This is a genomic window from Terrihabitans rhizophilus, from assembly GCF_033898525.1.
Lineage (GTDB): Bacteria > Pseudomonadota > Alphaproteobacteria > Rhizobiales > Methylopilaceae > Flaviflagellibacter > Flaviflagellibacter rhizophilus.
Genome location: NZ_JAXAFJ010000014.1, coordinates 26977 through 47477 on the forward strand (window position 1 = coordinate 26977; position 20501 = coordinate 47477).

General features: G+C 64.2%; 22 protein-coding genes and 1 tRNA gene. 10 read left to right on the plus strand and 13 right to left on the minus strand.

The window, feature by feature from the left end:
• Positions 1-20 precede the first annotated feature (20 nt).
• The 4 genes from nagZ to SCD90_RS16220 form a co-directional block, all read right to left on the minus strand.
• Positions 21-1040: a beta-N-acetylhexosaminidase gene (gene nagZ / locus SCD90_RS16205; protein WP_319845756.1), complete on the minus strand. Its 1020-nt coding sequence runs from the start codon at positions 1038-1040 to the stop codon at positions 21-23.
• A gap of 48 nt (positions 1041-1088) precedes the next feature.
• Complete coding sequence (locus tag SCD90_RS16210; protein WP_319845757.1) at positions 1089-2612, minus strand: SPOR domain-containing protein; 1524 nt, start codon at positions 2610-2612, stop codon at positions 1089-1091.
• A 78-nt stretch (positions 2613-2690) separates the two neighbouring features.
• Complete coding sequence (gene argS / locus SCD90_RS16215; RefSeq protein WP_319845758.1) at positions 2691-4412, minus strand: arginine--tRNA ligase; 1722 nt, start codon at positions 4410-4412, stop codon at positions 2691-2693.
• A gap of 111 nt (positions 4413-4523) precedes the next feature.
• Positions 4524-5714 carry a deoxyguanosinetriphosphate triphosphohydrolase gene (locus tag SCD90_RS16220; RefSeq protein WP_319845759.1) on the minus strand — a complete coding sequence of 397 codons (1191 nt, stop codon included), beginning with the start codon at positions 5712-5714 and terminating at the stop codon, positions 4524-4526.
• A gap of 118 nt (positions 5715-5832) precedes the next feature.
• Between SCD90_RS16220 and erpA the strand changes: the two genes are divergently transcribed.
• Positions 5833-6180 (plus strand): iron-sulfur cluster insertion protein ErpA, encoded by a 348-nt coding sequence (gene erpA, locus SCD90_RS16225; protein WP_319845760.1) that lies wholly within the window; start codon positions 5833-5835, stop codon positions 6178-6180.
• A gap of 418 nt (positions 6181-6598) precedes the next feature.
• Here the strand turns inward: erpA and SCD90_RS16230 are convergent, their stop codons facing one another.
• On the minus strand, positions 6599-7048 hold the full coding sequence (locus SCD90_RS16230; protein ID WP_319845761.1) for an iron-sulfur cluster assembly scaffold protein: 450 nt from the start codon (positions 7046-7048) through the stop codon (positions 6599-6601).
• A gap of 163 nt (positions 7049-7211) precedes the next feature.
• On the opposite strand from SCD90_RS16230, the gene folE reads away from it, so the two are divergent.
• The gene (gene folE / locus SCD90_RS16235; protein ID WP_319845762.1) at positions 7212-7841 is read left to right on the plus strand and encodes a GTP cyclohydrolase I FolE; all 630 of its coding nucleotides are present in this window, start codon (positions 7212-7214) and stop codon (positions 7839-7841) included.
• Positions 7838-8302, plus strand: a complete 465-nt coding sequence (gene hisI / locus SCD90_RS16240) for a phosphoribosyl-AMP cyclohydrolase (protein WP_319845763.1) — start codon at positions 7838-7840, stop codon at positions 8300-8302. Before folE ends, hisI begins: the two co-directional genes overlap by 4 nt.
• Here hisI and SCD90_RS16245 read toward each other — a convergent pair.
• A complete protein-coding gene (locus SCD90_RS16245; RefSeq protein WP_319845764.1) occupies positions 8294-8725 on the minus strand; it encodes a CBS domain-containing protein in 432 nt (143 codons plus the stop codon). The genes hisI and SCD90_RS16245 overlap by 9 nt on opposite strands.
• A 74-nt stretch (positions 8726-8799) precedes the next feature.
• Positions 8800-9549, minus strand: coding sequence for a rhomboid family intramembrane serine protease (locus tag SCD90_RS16250; protein WP_319845765.1), 750 nt, complete (start codon positions 9547-9549; stop codon positions 8800-8802).
• A 173-nt stretch (positions 9550-9722) separates the two neighbouring features.
• Between SCD90_RS16250 and SCD90_RS16255 the strand changes: the two genes are divergently transcribed.
• From SCD90_RS16255 to SCD90_RS16265, 3 genes are all read left to right on the plus strand, one after another.
• Complete coding sequence (locus SCD90_RS16255; RefSeq protein ID WP_319845766.1) at positions 9723-10325, plus strand: PilZ domain-containing protein; 603 nt, start codon at positions 9723-9725, stop codon at positions 10323-10325.
• 228 nt (positions 10326-10553) lie between these two features.
• Positions 10554-11069, plus strand: a complete 516-nt coding sequence (locus tag SCD90_RS16260; RefSeq protein WP_319845779.1) for a transglutaminase-like cysteine peptidase — start codon at positions 10554-10556, stop codon at positions 11067-11069.
• Positions 11070-11106: 37 nt separating this feature from the next.
• A complete protein-coding gene (locus SCD90_RS16265; protein WP_319845767.1) occupies positions 11107-11868 on the plus strand; it encodes a phosphatase PAP2 family protein in 762 nt (253 codons plus the stop codon).
• On the opposite strand, the gene SCD90_RS16270 is transcribed toward SCD90_RS16265, so the two are convergent.
• From SCD90_RS16270 to SCD90_RS16280, 3 genes are all read right to left on the minus strand, one after another.
• Entirely contained in the window at positions 11865-12077 is a 213-nt protein-coding gene (locus SCD90_RS16270) for a DUF3126 family protein (protein ID WP_319845768.1), read from the minus strand. The genes SCD90_RS16265 and SCD90_RS16270 overlap by 4 nt on opposite strands.
• A gap of 91 nt (positions 12078-12168) precedes the next feature.
• The gene (gene cysE, locus SCD90_RS16275) at positions 12169-13008 is read right to left on the minus strand and encodes a serine O-acetyltransferase (RefSeq protein ID WP_319845769.1); all 840 of its coding nucleotides are present in this window, start codon (positions 13006-13008) and stop codon (positions 12169-12171) included.
• Between the two features lie 126 nt (positions 13009-13134).
• Complete coding sequence (locus tag SCD90_RS16280) at positions 13135-13887, minus strand: alpha/beta fold hydrolase (protein WP_319845780.1); 753 nt, start codon at positions 13885-13887, stop codon at positions 13135-13137.
• Between the two features lie 100 nt (positions 13888-13987).
• Here SCD90_RS16280 and SCD90_RS16285 point away from each other — a divergent pair, with 100 nt between their 5' ends.
• The 3 genes from SCD90_RS16285 (at position 13988) to SCD90_RS16295 (ending at position 17088) form a co-directional block, all read left to right on the plus strand.
• Positions 13988-14242 carry a zinc-finger domain-containing protein gene (locus SCD90_RS16285; RefSeq protein ID WP_319845770.1) on the plus strand — a complete coding sequence of 85 codons (255 nt, stop codon included), beginning with the start codon at positions 13988-13990 and terminating at the stop codon, positions 14240-14242.
• Positions 14243-14258: 16 nt separating this feature from the next.
• Positions 14259-15449, plus strand: coding sequence for an FAD-dependent monooxygenase (locus SCD90_RS16290; protein ID WP_319845771.1), 1191 nt, complete (start codon positions 14259-14261; stop codon positions 15447-15449).
• 244 nt (positions 15450-15693) lie between these two features.
• Positions 15694-17088, plus strand: coding sequence for a DEAD/DEAH box helicase (locus tag SCD90_RS16295; protein ID WP_319845772.1), 1395 nt, complete (start codon positions 15694-15696; stop codon positions 17086-17088).
• Positions 17089-17325: 237 nt separating this feature from the next.
• Here the strand turns inward: SCD90_RS16295 and SCD90_RS16300 are convergent.
• Positions 17326-17410: transfer RNA gene (locus SCD90_RS16300), tRNA-Leu, on the minus strand.
• A 31-nt stretch (positions 17411-17441) separates the two neighbouring features.
• Positions 17442-18194 carry a competence/damage-inducible protein A gene (locus SCD90_RS16305; protein ID WP_319845773.1) on the minus strand — a complete coding sequence of 251 codons (753 nt, stop codon included), beginning with the start codon at positions 18192-18194 and terminating at the stop codon, positions 17442-17444.
• A gap of 111 nt (positions 18195-18305) precedes the next feature.
• Between SCD90_RS16305 and SCD90_RS16310 the strand changes: the two genes are divergently transcribed.
• A complete protein-coding gene (locus SCD90_RS16310) occupies positions 18306-18545 on the plus strand; it encodes a DUF2934 domain-containing protein (RefSeq protein ID WP_319845774.1) in 240 nt (79 codons plus the stop codon).
• A gap of 3 nt (positions 18546-18548) precedes the next feature.
• Here the strand turns inward: SCD90_RS16310 and SCD90_RS16315 are convergent.
• On the minus strand, positions 18549-20501 hold a 1953-nt coding region (locus SCD90_RS16315; RefSeq protein ID WP_319845775.1), incomplete at its 5' end, for a histidine kinase dimerization/phosphoacceptor domain -containing protein.

Consider the following 20501-nt stretch of genomic DNA (forward strand, 5'->3'; position numbering starts at 1 on the left):
CCAATGTCCGCCACAGTCAATCACGCAATGGCGGCGGGCAATAGACTTCGGACGAGCGCGCGGGCCTCCTCCACATCAAAAGCCTGTGGACCACCGAGACAGGCCAGAGCTGCATCGCAGCGGTTCAAGGCCTCGCCGTCGAGCCTCGGGGAGGACGCGGCCACGGCGCGCATCTCATCGAGATCGCCGTTGCAATGAAGCGCAAGATCGCAGCCGGCTGCGAACGCCTGCTCTGTCCGCTCCGTCATGCCGCCGGACAGCGCCTTCATCGAGAGATCGTCGCTCATCAGCGCGCCGGAGAAGCCGATAAAGCCACGCACGACCTCGCCGATGACTGCGGGCGAAAGCGTGGCGGGACGGTCCGGATCGATCGCGGTGTAGAGCACGTGCGCCGTCATCGCGAGTGGCATGTCGGCAAGGCTGCGGAACGGCAGGAAATCGGTCTGCTGGAGTTGCGCAACCGGCGTGTCCACACGCGGCAGTTCCAGATGGCTGTCGGCAAGCGCGCGTCCATGGCCGGGAATGTGCTTAACCACGGGCAGGACATTGCCGGCCAGCAGGCCCTCGCACACCGCGCGTCCCATCGCGGCCACATCGGCGGGATCGGCACCGTAGGAACGGTCGCCGATGATCTGGTGAGCACCCTCGAATTGCAGGTCCAGGAGCGGAAGGCAGTCGCAATTACAGCTCAAGGCGAGCAACTCATGCGCGATCAGGCGGGCGCCCATGCGGGCCGCATCCAGCCCCGATTGCGCGTCCTTGCGGTAAAGGCTGGAATAGGCGGATGGTGGCGGATGGCGCTCCGCGAGCGGCGGGCGGATGCGCTGCACACGCCCACCCTCCTGATCGACCAGGACGGGCATGTTGCCACGGCCAAGAAGCGCCCGCACCTCCCCGACCAAGGCCCGTACCTGTTCCGCGTCGCGAATGTTGCGGGCGAACAGGATGATGCCCCATGGCTCCGCATGGTCGATGAAGCTGCGCTCTGCGTCGGAGAGTTCTGTGCCTTCGAGGCCGCAGATGAATGCGCGTGGTGTCATGGCTTTGCCCGGGATCCTAAACTGGCGCTGGCGACGAACAGTCGGACGTCACGTATTGCGCTGAACCAGGCAGTCCGCTCCGGCGGCCTTCAGGCTTGAGCACAGGTTCGAGGCTTCCGCCTGCGTCCCTGTGTTCACCCGCACGCGGTAAAAGGTGCCGCGGTCGGGTATCGAAACAGGCACGATGCTCGGCTGGCGTCCGCTCAGGAGCGAGGGATAACGCCGCTGCATGTTCGAGAACTCCGACTGCGCAAGCGCCTCGGAGCTCTGCGCCGTGAGTTGCACGCTGAAGCCTGCTCCCCCCAACGAGGCCGGCGCGATGGAGGCTGTGGTGGCCGGCGAAGACAGGGAACTGCGCTGCCCCGCAGGCCGCTGCTGGCCGGCCGGGATCGGCGGCGGCCGCAACTCACGCTTCTTGTTGATGGTCTGGTTCGCGGGCGCGCGAACCGCCGAAGGAGCAGCGGCTGCCGGTGCCGCAGATACTGCAGGTGCTGCAGCCGGTGCGGGCGTGGAAACCTGCGCCGGCAGGGTGTTCACCGGCGCTGCTTGCGCCTGGAGACCGCCCGGGCGCGCCATCGGCATGGGCACAAGCGCCAAGCCGTTCGGAGAAGCCGCGTCGGCCGCCCCCTCGCTGGTCATGATGCCGAACTCCGGCCCACGCTCCATGGACATGCCCCGATCCACCTCGCCCGTGCCGACGATCGGCCCCGTGGGTTCCGCCGGCCTGGCGGACTCGGCTGGAGCTCCCGAAAGGGGCTCGGCGAAGGAGCCATCCGGACGAATCGCGATGGTGCGGACTTTCCGCGCTCCCGGCACTGTCGGAGCCGCATTGTCCAAGGGCAGCGGTTCAGGACCGCCGTTCTCGCCCGGCAGCGGCGTCTGTGGGGTATCGGGATATGTGCCGACGGGACGCTCGCCCGGCTCCTCGGCTCCACCCACGATTTTGGCCGAACCCGCCGGCGCGGAGCCGACGCGATCATAGATCTGCTTGTTCTGGTGAGGTACTTCGTTGCCGCCGGATTCGGGCGTGGTCTTCGCCGGATCTCGGCTGGCCTCGATGAGCGGCGGATTGCCGTCACCGGACCCGGCATCGCCCCCGTCCAACATGCTGTAGGCCACGGCACCGGCGCCTCCGAGCACAGCCAGGCCGATCACGGTCATGACGGTGAAGGTCCCGCTCCGGCGTTTTGGCGCCGGCTGCTCGTACGCTTGCTGATGGTAGTCATCCGCTTCGCCATAGTAGCCCGCATGCTGCGCGTAGGCTTCATCCTGTGGGAAGTCGAACTCCTCACCCTGCTGGTAGCCACGAGGATCGTTGCGACCGAAGTACTCGGCCTCGGCGACCACATGGTCGTGGCCGTGATGCCCGGCGAGAGCCGGTTCATCCTCATAGTGGATTCGCGGATCCTGCCGAACCGGGCGAGCCGACTGCCGGCCGATGCGCGCTTCGCCTTCGGATACTAGGCGCTCCAGTTCCGCGAGCGGATCCGCGCCCCCGTTCGCGGGCCGCTGCCCCTCGCGAAGGTTTCGCAGGTTGTCGTAGTCAGAACCGTAACGGCGCTGGTCGTTCATATCGTTCCCCAGAGCAAGTTCTGCTAAGGATGAAACACGGGGAGAATGTGGCGATTACCGCCCCGCTTCTCCAGTGCTTCAGCGCATTTCTTCCGGCGCCGCCACCCCCAGCAAACCCAGTCCGGTCGAAAGCACCGAAGCGAATGCAAGGACGAGCGCCAGTCGGGCGTTCGTCAACCTTGAATCATCAGGGATAATGAACCGTAAATGCGTCGCATCATTGCCGCGGTTCCAGTGGCTGTGGAAGTCGGAGGCAAGATCATGAAGATAGAACGCGATCCGGTGCGGTTCATGCGTTAAAGCCGCCGCTTCGATCATGCGCGGGAATTCGGCGATGCGTCGGATGAGGCCTATCTCGCCGGCGTCGCTCAGGCGCGATAGATCGGCCGTTTCTGCACTAAAGCCCGCCTCCGCCGCGTTGCGCAAAACGGAGCGCGCCCGGGCGTGGGCGTACTGGACGTAGAACACCGGGTTCTCACGCGACTGCTCGACAACCTTGGCGAAGTCGAAGTCCAGCACCGCATCGTTCTTGCGGAACAGCATCATGAATCGGACGGCGTCGCGGCCCACCTCGTCGACAACATCCCGCAGGGTCACGAAGTCACCGGAACGCTTCGACATGCGCACGGGCTCGCCTGCACGGAACAGCCGCACGAGCTGGACAAGCTTCACATCGACATGCGCAAGCCCCGCGGACAAGCCGGCGCCGACGGCTTCGAGCCGCTTCACGTAGCCGCCGTGGTCCGCGCCGAGGACGAAGATCAATTCGCTGAAGCCCCGCTCCAGCTTGTCCCGCATATAGGCGACATCGGAGGCGAAATAGGTGAAGGTTCCGTCGGACTTGACGAGCGGGCGGTCCACGTCGTCGCCGAAGCCCACGGTTCGGAACAGGGTCTGCTCGCGATCTTCCCAATCCTCGGGAAGCTGCCCCTTCGGAGGCGGCAGGCGGCCTTCGTAGACGAGGTTCTTGTCCCGAAGATCGGCAAGTGTCAGGGAGACCTTGTCTTCCGGCACCGTCAGCGAACGTTCCGAGAAGAACACGTCATGACGGATGTTCAGGGCTTCCAGGTCATCCCGGATCATCGCCAGCATGGAATCGATGGCGGCCGCGCGGACCAGGGGCAGCCACTCCGCTTCCGGCATGTTCAGCAGCGCGTCTCCGTGGAGATCTGCCAGAGCCTGCCCCACCGGCTTCAGGTAGTCGCCGGGATAGAGACCTTCGGGGATCGTGCCGATCTCCTGCCCAAGCGCCTCGCGGTAACGCAGGAAGGCCGAGCGGGCGAGCACATCGACCTGCGCACCCGCATCGTTGACGTAGTACTCGCGCGTCACGTCGAACCCTGCGAATGCCAGCAGGTTGCACAGTGCGTCGCCAAACACCGCGCCCCGACAGTGGCCTACATGCATGGGCCCGGTCGGATTGGCCGAGACATATTCGACATTGACCGGACCACCCGCGCGCCGGATGGCCGATCCGTAGCGGTCGCCGGCTTCGAGAACCCGCTCGAGCAAAGTCGGCCAAACATTTGGACCCAGACGCATATTGATGAAGCCGGGCCCTGCGATTTCCAGCTCCGCGATGTCGGGATCCTCCCGCAGCCGCCCCACGATGAGCTCAGCAAGGTCGCGCGGCTTGCTCCCGAATTCCTTGGCCAGCACCAGGGCAGCATTCGTTGCCAGATCGCCATGGGCCGGATCGCGCGTCGGCTCGACCACGACCTTCGAGACATCCAGCGACATGGACGTCGCTGCATAAACGGCGTTGCGTACCCGGTCGGAGAAGTCGGTAAACAGGTTCATGGACGGCACCATCCTCATCCCGAGCGCGCGCTTCACCGGGGACGGATCGGACCCAAGGCGGCTCCACCGTCATGGCGCGAACCGGACATGGGAAAAGGGGGTCCGCGCCGCCTAACGCAGATCAGGCGTCGCGTCAAACAACCGACGATGCTCCTGGATGGCGTATCGGTCCGTCATGCCGGCGATGAAATCTGCGATGGCGCGGCTGCTGTTCGCGCCTTCCATGCGCCACTCTTCCGGCATGTCCGAAGGCCTGGCCAGGTAATGGGCGTGAAGGTCCCGAACGATTTGCTGGGCGTCCGCCATCACATGCTCAACGCGCGGGTGCCGGTACATGCGCGCAAACAGGAAGCGCTTGATGTCGAGGTCCGCCTGCTGGAGGCCGGGTGAGAAGGAGATCACCGCTTCCCGTGCGGCCCTGATATCGCCTGCGCCGCGGGGCTCGAGGGCCACGATACGGCGCGATCCCTCGCTGATCGCATCTTCCACGAACCGCGTGATCACCCGCCGAGTCAGTTCGTGGATGGCGCGGGACGCATCGAGGCCCGGCCAGAGACGATGGATGTCGTTCAGGAGGTCGGCCAGGAAAGGGACCTCCCGCAGATCATCGAGGCCGAACAATCCTGCTCGCAAACCGTCATCTATATCGTGGGCATCATAGGCAATGTCGTCCGCCAGCGCCGCCGCCTGTGCCTCGGCCGAGGCGTGGCTCCATAGCTCCAGATCCTGCTCTTCCGCGTAGACCGTGATGGCAACCGGCAGCGGATCGGGCCCAAGAGGGCGTCCGTTCCCGTCGGTCAGGGGACCGTTGTGCTTCACCAGCCCTTCCAGCGTCTCCCAGGTCAGGTTCAATCCGTCGAAGGCGGCGTAGCGCCGCTCCAGGCGCGTGACGATGCGCAGCGTCTGCGCATTGTGATCGAACCCGCCCTCGCCGTGCATGCAGGCATGCAGCGCCCGCTCGCCGGCGTGGCCGAAGGGCGTGTGGCCGAGATCGTGCGCGAGGGCCAAAGTCTCCGCTAGGTCCTCGTCGAGCCCAAGTGCCCGGGCTATGGAGCGGGCGATCTGGGAGACTTCCAGCGTGTGCGTCAGGCGCGTCCGATAGTGGTCGCCCTCGTGATAGACGAACACCTGCGTCTTGTGCTTCAGCCGCCGAAAGGCCGAGGAGTGGAGGATGCGATCCCGATCCCGCTGAAACTCGGTGCGCGTGGGGCTGGCGGGCTCCGGAACCAGCCGGCCGCGCGTGGACGCGGGATCCACTGCGTAAGGCGCCCGAGGCCGGGTCAGGTAAGCCGGATCGATCATCTAGACGCCTCTGTGGCATTGCGGTACGCGGCTGCCAGTAGGCCAAGGCCTCTGGCTTGCGGATGCCGATGACGCATCGCACATAAGGGCCGTAGCTGTCCCAATCAGAGTGCAACGCATGTCACAGGCTGAAGCCGCCCTCCCGCCCGTCACCGTCACCGAGAACGCCGCGCGGCGTATCCAGGAGATCCTGAGCGGGGAACCGAGGGGTGCGATGCTCCGCGTCAGCGTCGAGGGAGGCGGATGCTCCGGGTTTCGATACGAATTCGGGGTGGCTACCGACCGGCAGACGGACGACCTCGCGATCGAGCGCGACGGCGTGACCGTTCTGGTTGACGAGGTATCCCTGGAATACATGAAGGGGTGCGAGATCGATTTCGTCGACGAGATCATCGGCGCGAGCTTCCAGATCCGCAATCCGAACGCCACCAGCGGGTGCGGCTGCGGGACAAGCTTCGCGCTCTAAAAGCTGCGACTTAGCGAGCTTCTCTGGTCGGCAGTGTGCCGTTCACGATCATGCAGGGCCCGCAATAATCGAGATTCGAGCGCAATGTGCCGAAGCGCTGCCGCGAGCTCATACTGTATTGCAGCGGCGCCGGCACTTTAGCCGGACCCCATTTCCTGTAACTGGTCGGAATGTTTACGAGGACCGGGCTGTCGACCGATTGCTGCCTGAGACTGCGCACAACCTCTGGAATAGTGGTCTCAAACCGCCTCGGAATGCTGGTCAGGCTCAACAAGATGGGCGATATGGCGTGCCTGGTTCCTCTTCTCGAGACGTTCCTTAGCAGCCCTTGAAGTTTGGCTCCACCAAGCGCCGCGAAGCACTGCGATCATCGCAGCCGGGCCGGCTTTTTCGATCGCCGTGCGAATGACATTAGCGCTCACGCGCTCTTCGCATGACCTTTTCGAGCGGCGATCTGATCCAGGGCATCCACGACGGCATCGAAGGTGAGCAGCGTCGACGCATGGCGCGCCTTGTAGTCCCGCACCGGTTCCAGCACCGCGAGGTCTGCGAAACGGCCAGTCGGTGCAGGCGCGCCGTCCTTCAGCATTGCGCGCATGGCTTGGCGCACCTGCCGAAGCTCGTCGCCCGTGGAGCCGACGATCTGCGCGCCCATGATAGACGATGATGCCTGGCCCAGCGCACACGCCTTCACATCCTGCGCGAAGTCGGCGACGCGATCACCGTCCATCTTCAGATCGACGGTTACGGTCGAACCGCACAGTTTCGAATGCGCCGTGGCGGTCGCATCCGGCTCCGTAAGGCGGCCCAGGCGCGGGATGTCGCTCGCAAGTTCAAGGATTCGACGATTGTAGATGTCGTTCAGCATGGATGTCTCTCACCGCGTGTGGCAGTGCATGCCCGCATCGCGCGTCTTGCATCGCCAAGCCTTTCGCGGCTTAGGGGTTCGCCCCTATATAGGTGCCGAGGCCGGCTTGTAACATGCCCGCCGACATGGATGCCGAGCGTGTAAGGCGCCGGTGGAAGGTGACATGGACGCCATCGTCAAAAATCATCCGGCAGCCTTCAAGGCCGTGAAAGATCAAGATCGCCGCCCCTCTCGCGAGGAGGCCGAGGAGGCCGTGCGCACCCTCATCGCCTTTCTCGGCGACGATCCCGCCCGGGAAGGTCTTCTGGACACCCCTGCCCGCGTGGTGAAATCGTTCGGCGAGATTTATGGCGGCTACCGGCAGGACGCCGGCGCGGTGCTCGAGCGCGTGTTCGAGGAAGTGGGCGGCTACGAGGACATCGTTCTTGTGCAGGATATCCCCTTCTTCTCGCACTGCGAACATCACATGGTGCCGTTCTATGGGCATGTGCACTGCGCCTACTACCCGCGTGGCGGCGTGGTCGGCCTTTCGAAAATTGCGCGCGTCGTGGATGTCTTCGCCCGCCGCTTGCAAACCCAGGAAAATCTGACGGCTTCCATCGCCGACGCGATCGATGGCGTGCTCAAGCCGCGCGGCCTCGCGATCATGATCGAGGCGGAGCATATGTGCATGGCGATGCGCGGCGTTCAGAAATCGGGCGTCTCCACCACCACCACGCGCTTCACCGGCGTGTTTAAGGATCCAGCCGAACAGGTCAGGTTCATGACCCTTGTGCGCGGACGTCAGCGGTGAGCGTGACCTTCGCCGAAGGTCTCAGCAAGTCAGACCTGGAAGACCGGCTTGTGCTCGCGCCGAGATTTGACGCATCGGGGCTTGTCACCTGCGTCGTCACCGATGCCGAAAGCGGCATGGTGTTGATGCTGGCGCACATGAACGCAGAAGCACTTGCCGCGACGATCGAAACCCGGGAGGCGCATTACTGGTCGCGCTCCCGGAACCGTCTGTGGAAGAAGGGCGAGGACAGCGGCCACGTGCAGGATGTGGTGGAGATGCGGGTGGACTGCGATCAGGATGCCGTGCTCCTGAAGGTCCGCGTTCGCGGGACCGGCGCGTCATGCCACACCGGTCGGGTGTCTTGCTTCTACCGAACGGTACCCCTTGGCGACAAGGTGTCGCCAGATCTGGCCCTGAGCTTCGCGGATGCTGACCGTCTCTTCGATCCGGCCAACATCTACGGTAAGACCTCAGGCTGAGGCGATGTAGTCCCTCATGGCACTGGTCTCCGCCTCGAATTCCGCGAGGCGGTGTTTCACCACGTCGCCGATGGAGACAATTCCGACCATCCGGCCATTTTCCAGAACCGGAATGTGGCGGAACCGACCTTCGGTCATCTGCTCCATGATGGCGCGAATCAGCTGGCCCGGATTCGTGGTCTGGACCGGAGAAGACATATACGCCGAGACCGGCTGATCGAGGCCCGACGGGCCCGATTCAGCCACCGCGCGAACGATGTCCCGCTCCGAAAGAATGCCGATCGGAACGTTCTCGTAGTCGGTGATGACTAGTGTTCCGATCTTGCGGCGCGCCAGAAATTCGGCCGCCTGTAGAAGCGTACAATCAGCTTCCACGGTCACGACATCGCGGCCCTTGGTGTCGAGAATTGTGGATACGTACATCGGCTCTCTCCCTGCTGCAGCCTGCGATGTTCGTCCCGCAGTTCAGGAGATGATTGCCCGAGGTGGCATTTCGATCAAGGGCCGGAGTCGACCTCTGCGGCCTTCACCGCATGCCTGGGATCGAACAAGGGAAACAGGAAAAGGCCTGAGAGAAAGCCGCCGATATGCGTCTGCCAGGCGATGGTATTCCCGCCTTCGAGCGATAGCGAACTGACCGCGTAGAGCAGATTGATGCCGAACCAGACGATCAGAAAGGTGACGATCTGTTTCGACCTGAACAGGTCGCCAACCGGTACAGCAGGAACAGCGTAGGCCGCGTAACCGCGCTTCCGGAACTGACCCATCGGGGCACCCGGCTCGAAGACGAAGCGAATTGCAGCCGCCGTCATGCCCGAGATCGCGCCGGACGCGCCGATCATCGGAACGGTTTCGCCGGAATGCGTCAGAAGATGCGCGCCAGCCCCGCAGGCGGCTGTCGCTGCCATGAAGAGCAGAAACCGCACGCCGCCGAAGCGCCAGGCGACGGCACTGCCGAAGGCGAGCAGCCACAACGCGTTGACGCCTAGATGCATCCAGTCACCGTGCAGAGCCGAATAGGTGACGAAGGTCCACACATCTCCGGCAAAGCCGCCGGGGAAAAGCCCGGCCAGTGGCGAGGTGGCGTCATAACGCGCCGGGATGAAAGCGAAGTAGAGAAGGATCTGGGTGTCTTCGTCGCTGCTGAGGAACGTCCTCGCAGCATGGATCGCCACCAGCGCGGCGATCGTCCAGGCGACGACTGCGGGCGCATTCAGAATGGGTTCGTTTGTTCGCTGCAGCGCCATTGATCTGCGGCAGAAGTGTATCGCCTGCCCTGCAAAAGCAAGCGGTCATAGATGATTTGGGCACAGTGACACCCATTTGCCGAATGGCTGGATCACCGCTCGTTAACTCCCGAGGACTACAGTCCTGATGAACGGTCATTCAGGCCGCGCCTTTTCGTGACCACTCGATGTCCATGCAGCCTGTACCAAAGGAACGGCCGGAGGAGCGCAGGCGCCATGCCCGCGTGAAAGTCGCCCTGTCCGGACGCTACATGCTGTCCGATCAGCGCGAGTACCCTTGCGAGACCTGCGACATCTCTCCAGGCGGCGTAGCACTCACGGGGCCGGTGATCGGCCGTCCGGGTGAACGGGTGGTGGTCTATCTGGATCATCTCGGCCGCATCGAAGGTACAGTTGTTCGGCCGATAACGGACGGGTTTGCGCTGGAAATCGCAGCCACGCCCCGGAAACGCGAACGGCTTGCGGAACAACTGACCTGGCTGGCCAATCGCGACATTCTTGGAGTGCCAGAGGACCGGCTCCACGAACGTGGTCCGCCCAAGAATACGCGCTCCCTCATCGTTCTGCCCGACGGACGGGAATTCCCTTGCCGAGTGCTCGATGTCTCCCTGTCGGGAGCGGCCGTCGAGACCGATGTGCAGCCGCCGCTGAACCTCATAGTGACCATTGGCCGCTCGTCAGCCAGGGTAGTGCGCCACTTCGAGGGAGGCATTGGCGTCGAGTTCGTGAGGATTTCGGCCCTCCCCTTCGATGCGCCGCCCGAGCCAATTGGCTGAACCGCCCGATGCCCCCGTCCCCACACCGTTATCGGAGCTTCCCACGATGACGAACACCGCGTGCAGCAGGTCCGGCTTACGATGACGCCGCTTCTGCCAACCTGTCATTGCTCGAAGCAGGGCCGGACCACAGGGACCAGGACGGCCTGCCTCGCGCTGATTTGCGTCGCCGCCGGACTCGTCCTCCCGGCGGTTGCTCCTGCATCAGCACAGTCGACGTCGAGCCGCATGGAAGTGGTTGGCTTCGCGCGCGCTCCCATCGGCTTCATCTCTTTTTGTGAGCGGGAGCCCAGGGACTGCGTCGCGCCAGGTCAGGTGCGACGTGCAGCGTTGACAGGCAAATCCTTTGCCGAACTTGATCGAGTAAACCGGTTCGCGAACACGCGCATCAAGCCTGCGACCGACCAGGAAATCTACGGGCGAGCCGAATACTGGGCAATCCCGACAGACCGCGGCGATTGCGAGGATTACGTACTCCTGAAGCGGCGCCTGCTGGTTCGCGCAGGCTGGCCACCCTCCGCCCTCTTGATAACGGTCGTCCGCGACAACGCAGACGAGGGTCATGCTGTCCTGACCGTCGCGACGGACAGGGGCGACTACGTGCTGGACAACCAGCGCGATGCGATCCTGCCATGGCAGGCGACCGGGTATGAGTACATCAAGCGTCAGTCCCAGACAGACCCCAAGGCCTGGGTGTATGTGGGCGATCCCAGCGTGGATGCGAAGGTGACGAGCACGCGCTGACCCTTGAGCCTGGCGCCTGGCGCGCTATGACCCTTCCATGACATTCTCAAGCCTTATGAGCGTTGCGCGGCGAGAAGTTCTCGCGATCGCAGGCCTTGCCCTAGCAGCTGGGGGCCTACTCGTCTTTGCGAGCCTTGCCGACGAGATCATGGAACAGGAGCCCTTGCACTTCGACAGAGTGCTGCTTCTGGCGCTGCGGACGGGGGACAACAACGACCCCATCGGCCCGCCCTGGGTCGAAATCATGTTCACCGACCTGACAAGCCTCGGGAGCACGACCATCCTGGCGCTCGCAACCCTGGGCGTGATCGGCTACCTGCTGATTGCCCGCCGCAGCGGCACGGCGCTGCTCGTCCTGGGTGCGGTGGTCGGCGGCACGCTGCTGAACAACCTGTTGAAGCTGTTCTTCGACCGGCCGAGGCCGGATCTCGTAGCGCACATCGTGGACACGCAGACTACCAGCTTCCCCAGCGGACATGCGATGATCTCGGCTGCCACTTACCTGACCCTCGGCCTGCTGCTGGCTCGCGTCCAGACCCGCCGGATCTTTCGGGTCTACATCATTGCCGTAGCGATCGGCATTACGTTCCTGGTCGGGGTCAGCCGGGTCTATCTTGGTGTGCACTGGCCCAGCGATGTACTCGCCGGCTGGTGCGCCGGTGCGAGCTGGGCGATCCTGTGCTGGCTCCTCGCGATTTTCCTGCAAAGACGCCATCAGATCGCGCCTCCGGGCGAGGAAGGCGCCGGGCCCGCCACGGCAGAGCCCGATGAAGCCTTCCCCGCGAGTCCCGTTCGTTAATCCGTCAGGTCCTCGGCGAGGATCGCCATCTGGAAGTTGTAGGAAAGTTCGCCGTCTTCATCGTCCCGGAAGAGCACGCCGATGAACTCCTCACCAAGGTAGACCTCGGCTGACTCCATCTTCTTCGGCCGCGCAACGATGCGAAAATCCGGGTTCTTGAAAGTGCGGCGAAGATAAGCCTGCACCTGCTCGAGCTCTCGCTTGTCCAAGAGCAACCTCCATAGATGTTTGCGTATGGGCGCGGTGTGCCATGCACCGGGCACACCCGCAAGGACCGGACGGATAATAGGGCGCGCGGCCCTAGATCACAGGGTCGAAGGTCTCAACCGCCGACAGCATATGGTCCATCATCCGCGAAGGCTCCGCGCACGGAGCCGTGCCGACGACGCGGGCCGGCACTCCAGCGACGGTGGTGCAGCGGGGCACCGGGTGCAGGACGACCGAGCCGGCGGCAATGCGCGATCCCGCCCCAACTTCGATGTTGCCGAGGATCTTCGCACCAGCGCCGATGAGAACGCCCCGCCGAATCTTCGGATGCCGGTCGCCGTGCTGCTTGCCCGTACCCCCGAGAGTGACGCTCTGCAGGATCGAGACATCGTCTTCGATCACGGCAGTTTCCCCGATGACGATGCCCGTACCGTGGTCGATGAAGACGCCCTTGCCGACCGGAACGGCGGGATGGATGTCGACCTGCAACGTGCTTGAGACGCGGCTTTGGAGATACAGCGCGAAGTCCTTGCGACCCTCGAGCCAGAGGCGGTGCGCAAACCGATGAGCCTGCAGCGCGTGGAAACCTTTGAAATACAGCACCGGCTCGAGAAAGCGCGTGCACACCGGGTCGCGGTCGGCCACTGCGGCGATGTCCGCGCGGATTGCATGGCCAATCTCCGGTTCGGCCGCGAACGCGTCTTCGAACGCCTGCCGGATTGCGCCGTCGGAGAGTTCGCCGTGTTCGAGGCGAGCTGCGATGCGGTGGATCACCGCCGCCTCGAGAGCGTCATGATGGAGGATGGTGGAGTGGAGCATTCCTGCGAGCGCAGGCTCCTTCACACTTGCTTCCAGAGCCTCGTCCCGCAAGCGCGTCCAGATCGGATCCACACTCGCGAGAGGCTGTGCCTTCTTCTGAACGGTCTGCGTCATGGCCTCGTCCCGCGAGCTGTCCGAAGCCGCATGATCTAGCGTGCCTCGATGAACGTTCTCTGTAGATAGGTTCGTAATCCGCCGGCCGTTAGGTACCAGAGGCACCATTCGCTGGTTCAGAGCACATCAACCACGATGGCGCAGAAAGTCCAGCACGCCTTCCTTGAACACCTTGTCACCCACGACGCGGTTGTGATCCCGCCTGGGGATTTCCAGAACCTGCGCACCAGCGATATGGGGGGCAAGTTCATGAGGAGAGCCCGCCACATCGTCTTCCGATCCGACCGCGATGAGGACCGGGCACTGAATCAAGGCCAGCCGGTCGGGCCCAAGCGGTAGCCGTGGCGAGCGCATGACCGCGGCCAAGGCTCGGAGGTCGCTCTTGGTCGCTTCTGCAAACACCCGGAAGGTACGCGCATACGCGTCGGTCACGTCGTCCCTGTGAGGAGCCTCGAGTGCTGCTGCGATCTCTTCTGCCTTGCCCGCCCCTTCAAAGAGGCGGCTGCCCATTCCGCCGATGACGAGGCTGCGGACTCGCTCCGGCCGCTCGATAGCCATCAAGGCGCCTACCCGCGCACCCATCGAATATCCGACGATATCGGTGCGGGAGATGCCTAGGTGATCGAGAAGTGCGAATGCGTCCTCCGCCATGTCGCCGATCGTGTAGGCGGTCGCATCGTAGATCTTTTCACTGGCTCCGTGCCCACGATGATCGAAGGCGATAACCTGATAGCCGGCCTCTGCTAGCCCGGAGATCCAGCCCGTCCCTGTCCAGTTCATCTGAAGGCTCGAGGCGAAACCGTGTATCAGCAGGACCGGGTCACCCCGGCCTTCGACGACGTAGTTGAGCGTCAGGCCCTGAGACGAGAAAGTCGGCATCATTGGTGCTCCCGGCGGATCTGCCCGTCCATTAGCCTCTCGCCTTCAAGGGACGAAGGGGCTAATCTAAGGCCATCACAGCATAAACGGGACAGAGCCAGTGGCCGAGATTCGCACGCCCCATTACCATAACAGCGGCGGCTACCCTGCCATCCGCGTCGGCGCGCGCGAATTCATGTGCATCGGCGCAGCACCTCCCTACGATCACCCGCACATCTTTCTGGACATGGGCGGCGATAACGAGATCGTCTGCTCCTATTGCTCCACGCTGTACCGCTATTCATCTGAGCTTCCTTCGGGGTCCGCAGATCCCATCGATTGCGTGTGGGCCGCAGACGCCGCGCACGCGCTTTGACGGCAGGCGCTAGCCTTTGAAGGGTCGGCGCTCGGTCCTGATCGCGGGCGCGGGCATCGGCGGGCTGGCGGCGGCGCTGACGCTTACCCAGCGTGGCTTCAAGTGCCAGATCGTCGAGCGTGCATCGGCCTTGCTCGAGGTCGGCGCCGGACTGCAGATCTCTCCCAACGCGTCCCGAATCCTCGATGGCTTGGGCCTCGGCCCGGCGCTGGATGCTGCCGGCGCACGTCCTGACGCGGTGCGCATCATCGACGGGCGGAGTGGCAAGGCCATCGCCAGCGTTCCTCTCGGCGTTCAAGCCGAGAAACGATGGGGAGCCCCCTACCGCGTCATCCACCGCGCGGACCTGCAGCGCATTCTCTCGGAGGCTGCTCTCGCGGCAGGCGTTGCAATCCGGCTCGGAGCCGAAGTGGTGGACTTCGCCCAGGTGCCGGCGGGCGTTCTCGCCCATCTGCGCACCGCCGAGGGGGAGGAAACACCTACAGCCGACCTGCTAATCGGTGCCGATGGCGTTTATTCAAGCCTGCGAGGTCGGCTCGGAGCGCCTCCCCCACGTTTCTCCGGCCAAATCGCCTGGCGCGCCATCATCGACCTGCCCTCGCGAAACGAAACAGGGCTGTGGCTTGGGCCGGGTGCACACCTGGTCAGCTATTCGCTCAATCAACGCGGCCAAATGAATCTCGTCGCCATCACGCATGGCGCAGATGCCCGGCCTGGATGGTCGGAGCCGCGGCAGGCAGGCGAACTGCTTCAGTGCTTTCGTGGGTGGGCACCGGCTGCGCAGGCCTTGATTCGTGCGGCCCCCGTCTGGACCGTCTGGCCGCTTTATGACCAAGAGCCTGGTGCACTGTGGGGAGCAGGGCCAACCACGCTGATGGGAGACGCTGCTCACGGCATGCTGCCCCATCTTGCACAGGGGGCTGCCATGGCTATCGAGGATGCAGCAGCGCTCGCGGATGCACTCGCTGCCTCGCCGGATCGGCCTGAGCTCGCTTTGCGTAATTACGAGGATGAGCGGCAGCCCCGCACGCATGCGGCCATCCTCCAGTCACGGAGAAACGGGCAGATCTATCGCATGAGTGGACTCCAGGCCTTGGCAAGGGACACCGCGCTGCGGCTCATGGGAACTGAACGCCTGACCCGGCGTCTTGACTGGCTCTATGGCTACGGTCTTCCGGCGGTAACGCAGCCAACAAACGGCGCCTGACACGCGACGCTGGACAGGCAACGCATTGACTTAGCTCTGCGAACAGTCCATCTACGCTTCATCGCTTCGGCGACCATCGTTGTGCTCAGCCGCGTGAATGGGATCCTCAGGGATATCCCTCCTGCCGAGCCACCCTAATCCATTTATACGACAGCCCAGATCACGCGGGGCGTCCTTCATGGCACCCGCCATCCCCTCTCCGCGCTTGCGGCAGCGGGTTCGTGGCTTATTGAAAGCATATCAATTGACGACTTTTGCCGAACTCGGCCTGCATCCGGCCATCCTGAAGGCTCTTACGGCCGAGGGTTACGAGAACCCCACCCCGATCCAGGAGAAAGCAATTCCGTTCCTGATGCAGGGTCGCGACCTCCTTGGCATCGCACAGACCGGCACGGGAAAAACGGCTGCTTTCGCGCTGCCGATCCTCCATCGCTTGGCTTCTGACAAGAAGGTGGCGCCGCGCCGTTCATGCCGCGCTCTCGTGCTCAGCCCTACCCGCGAGCTAGCCAGTCAGATCGCTGCCAGCTTCCGCTCGTACGGCAAAGGACTGGGACTATCTGTTGAAGTGATCTTCGGCGGCGTCTCTGCCGGTCCGCAGGCCCGCGCCCTGGCCGCTGGCATCGACGTGCTGGTAGCCACTCCCGGCCGCCTTCTTGATCACCTGAACGGCGGAATGCTCAAGCTTGAGCCTGTCGAAGTTTTCGTGCTCGACGAGGCCGACCAGATGCTCGACATGGGCTTCATCCGCGACATCCGCAAAGTCGTGGCGAAGCTGCCCAAGAACCGGCAGAGCCTGTTCTTCTCGGCCACGATGCCGAAGGAGATCGGCGTTCTCGCGGCCGAACTGCTGCGCGATCCGCAGGAGGTGGCCGTTACACCGGTCGCCAAGACTGCCGACCGCGTTGAGCAGCGCATGGCGTTCGTCGACAACGCAGAGAAGCGGCCGCTCCTGGTCAATCTTCTCAAGGATCGGAACATGGATCGCGTGCTGGTGTTCTCGCGGACCAAGCATGGCGCGGACAAGATCGCCAAGTATCTGGTGGATGCCGGCATCGACGCCGCTGCCATTCATGGCAACAAGTCGCAAGGTGCACGTGAACGGGCTCTGGGCAGCTTCAAGGCTGGCAAGACCCGCGCGCTGGTCGCGACCGACATCGCCGCCCGCGGCATTGATGTCGATGGTGTGAGCCATGTCGTCAACTTCGATCTTCCCAATGTGCCGGAGAGCTATGTTCACCGCATCGGCCGCACGGCGCGTGCCGGCGCCAGCGGCATGGCGATCTCCTTCTGCGCCCCTGACGAACGGCCCTTGCTGCGGGACATCGAGAAGCTGATCCAGCAGCAGGTTCCCGCTCTGGAGGGACACGAGAAGGCTCATGCCGAAGCTGCAGCCGCAGGTCCCGCAACCGGCAAGCGCAACAACAGCGGCGGCCGGAACGGCCAGAACAACAACCGTGGCGGCGGCAGGCCCCAGCAAGGACGACCCCAGCAGAACGGGCGCCCGGGCGGGCCATCCCGTGAGGACCAGAATCGCGGTCCGCGCCGGGAGCAGCGGTCCGGTGAGCAGCGCCAAGCCGGAACACCGGGCTTCGAAGGCATGCGACTGATGCGAGCGCCTGTTCGCACTCAAGGCAACTAAGCCCGATCGGCAAGTACCAACAGAATCAAAAAGGGGCGCCCAAGAGCGCCCCTTTTTCAATCGGTCTCAGCCGTCGATCAACGAAGTCCGAGGAAGCTCAGGATCGCGATCACAACGACGATCAGGCCGATGATGTAAATGATGCTGTTCATTGTCCAACCCTCTGTGTGTACCCGAAGCTGGAACGTTCAGCCTAGGGGATGGTTCCGGGCGGATGATGATGATCGGACAGCGGATTGGTGCGGGCGGCGGGACTCGAACCCGCAAGTCCTGAGACGAGGGATTTTAAGTCCCTTGTGGCTACCAGTTTCACCACGCCCGCATTGTGCACGGCCTCTAAGGCCGCGGTCGGCTTACTGACCGCGAGACTCCCAGATTGCCGCGAGCATGCTCCGCACATCCGAAGCCGCTTGTGCGAGCACCTCCGGATCGCGGCTTCGTACCACGATGTTGGTGTTGTAGCCGGCCTCGTTCTGGAAGGGGTAGCTCCCGATCGAGGCAGATGGATAGGCGGCCTGGATGTCACCCAGGGGGGTGCCGATCTCGCCCTCCTTGGCATTGGCAAGGATCGTCTCCGACAACACCTTCGGCCCGGTCCGCAACGTTGGAAGCACTTCGTCCAACATCGCGTGCATGATCTTCGGCACGCCGGCCATCACATGGACATTGCCGATCCGGAAGCCCGGGGCCTTCGACACCGTGTTGACGATCAGGTCCGATCCGTCGGGGAGACGGGCCATGCGCATGCGGGCTTCGTTCAGACTGGCGGCCGGAAATATCTCCGACAGAAGAGCAACCGCACGCGGATCATGATCAATGCCGACGCCGAACGCCTTGGCGACAGCATCCGCCGTGATGTCGTCATGCGTGGGGCCGATGCCGCCCGTGGTGAACACATAGGTGTAGCGGCTTCGCAGCGCGTTCAGCGCATCGACGATGACCGGTTCGTCGTCCGGCACCACCCTCACCTCCCGCAGGTCGATGCCGATCTCCGTCAGGCGCTCCGCGATGTGGCCGATGTTCTGGTCCTTGGTCCGGCCGGACAGGATTTCGTCGCCGATCACTAGGACGGCGGCTGTGATGATCTCGGCGGATTCGCTGTTCATGGCGTGATCTAAGTCCGGGTGGGTACGGCCTGCAACTATCATGGCTCTACAGGAACAAAGCTCGCCCATTCTGGTTGCCCGTCTAGTTGAACCTCCGGGAGGAACAGAGCCATGGACAAGGACGAAATGATCCGCCAGCGCGCCTACGAGATCTGGAACGAAAGCGGGCAACCCGAAGGCATGGAACAGGAGCACTGGGAACAGGCCAAGCGCGATGTCGAGGCCAGCAGCCCGCCGGAACCGGATGCCGCGGGGCCGACCGGTGCCGAGATCCCGCCTTTGGCCGAGGTCAGCGATCCTCCGGTGCAGCCCACCGGCGATGAACTGAAGAAGGCCACCGAACTCGGCTAAAGCCTAAAGGCCCGACTTCTCCACCTTCGGGTACAAGATGATCGGGGCCGTGAGCACGGCCTCGAGGCCGGGTGACCTGTTCTCGAACCGCAGGCTCCCGCCCAGCTGCCCTACCAGCGCGTCCATCATGCGGGTGCCGAACCCCTTTCGGGTGGACGAGCGCCCGACGCCCCTGTCCTGCACCGACAGCCGGAACGAGGTGCGATCTTCCGAGAGCGCGACGTGGAGCGGGCCCGCCGCCCCGGCATAGGCGTATTTTTGCGCATTCGTCACAAGCTCGGCCACGATCAGGCCAAGGCTCACCGCGCGGTCCGGCGAGATGATGACGGGCGAAAGGCTGCGGGTGATGGAGCGGCCCCAATCGGCGCCCATGCTGTCCACCTGCTCCGCCAGCAATTCCTCGATATAGCGTGCAGCATCCACCGTCTCGAACTGGTCGGCGCGGTACAGCCGGCGATGGACCAGCGACACCGCGCTGAGGCGGCGGCGGGCCTCCTCGATGGCGGTCTGCAGCTCCGGATTGTTCGATTCCCGCGCCTGCATGGCGAGGAAGCTGGACACCAGCTGCAGGCTGTTCTGGACGCGGTGGTTCACCTCGCCGATCAGGAACTGCTTCTGCGTCAGCAGATGGTCCTTCTCGCGCACCGTGGCCATCAGCTGCTCGTTCAGCTCGCGCAGGCGGCGGTTCTGGTCGATCTCCGAGACATGGATGCGCAGGCGCCCGGCGGATTCGGTTTCGGCCAGCGACCAGGGCAGCGAGCGGCCGCGCACGGTCTCGCGCCAGGCGTCGAAGCTGGCGCGCGGGTTCAGCACGCCTCCGGGGCCGGGTTCCGTTCCCTTGTGTGGATTGCCGGCCCAGTCGATGACCTGCAACCGCTCGGCACGGAACCACATCACCACCCAGGGCTGGGCGGCGGACAAGGTGATGGAGAGCATGCCGCTGGCGACGTTGCCGAACTCTCCGGCACCGTCATAAAAGCGGCCAAGCTCGTTCGTCGCGAACACCGCATCGCCGTCGCGCTTCAGCAGCCAGTCGACCAGGTCCTTCAGCGAGCGCTCGCCCGGACAGGAGCCGGCGGTCACCACGTCGCGCCCGCGCACCACCGCCACGCAGTCGGCGTCCAGCATGCGGCGCACCTCGTCGAGGTGGTTCGACAGCGCGTCGTCCAGCGAACCCTCGCGCGACAGCAGCGCAACGATGTCGTCCTCGAAGCTGCGCAGGCGGATGCGCTCGCGGTAGATATCGGCTTCCTCGCGGGACTTGATGCCGCGCGACAGGGTGCCGGCCAGCGCGCGGCAGGCGGCGCGCTGCTCGAACCCGATGGCGCGCGGCGTCTCGTTGTGGCAGGCGACCAGCCCCCACAATTCGCCGTCCTTGATGATGGAAATGGAGGCCGAGGCCTGCACGCCCATATTGTGCAGGTAGGCGATGTGCACCGGCGAGACGCTGCGCAGCCCGCAATCGCTCATGTCCAGCGGCGCCTGCGGCGTGTCGGTGGGGCGCAGCGGCGCGGGCGTGTAGCCGACATCGGGGATGACGCGGATGGTGTTGCGCACATAGAGGGCGCGCGCCTGCTTCGGGATGTCCGATGCCGGGAAGTGGTGGTTCATGAAGGCGTGCATGTCCTCACGCCGGTCCTCGGCCAGCACCACGCCCGAGCCGTCCTCCAGGAATCGGTAGATCATCACGCGGTCATAGCCGGTGAGGTTGCGGAACTCGCGCGCGGCATTGGCCAGCAGCGCGGCCATGGAGGCCGAATCCTCGAACGCGGCGGCGGCGGTCTCGATCTCCGCCAGCACCTTGGCCGTCACGATGCCGGAGCTCGCGGCGGGCTCGAACTCCAGCACCAGCAGGTCGTCGCTGCGGTGGGCCAGCACGTCCAGCACCATGCCGTCGGTGGCGCGGACCTGCCCGGCGAACCCGCCGCGCGGCTGCCCGGCCGCCTCCCGCGCATC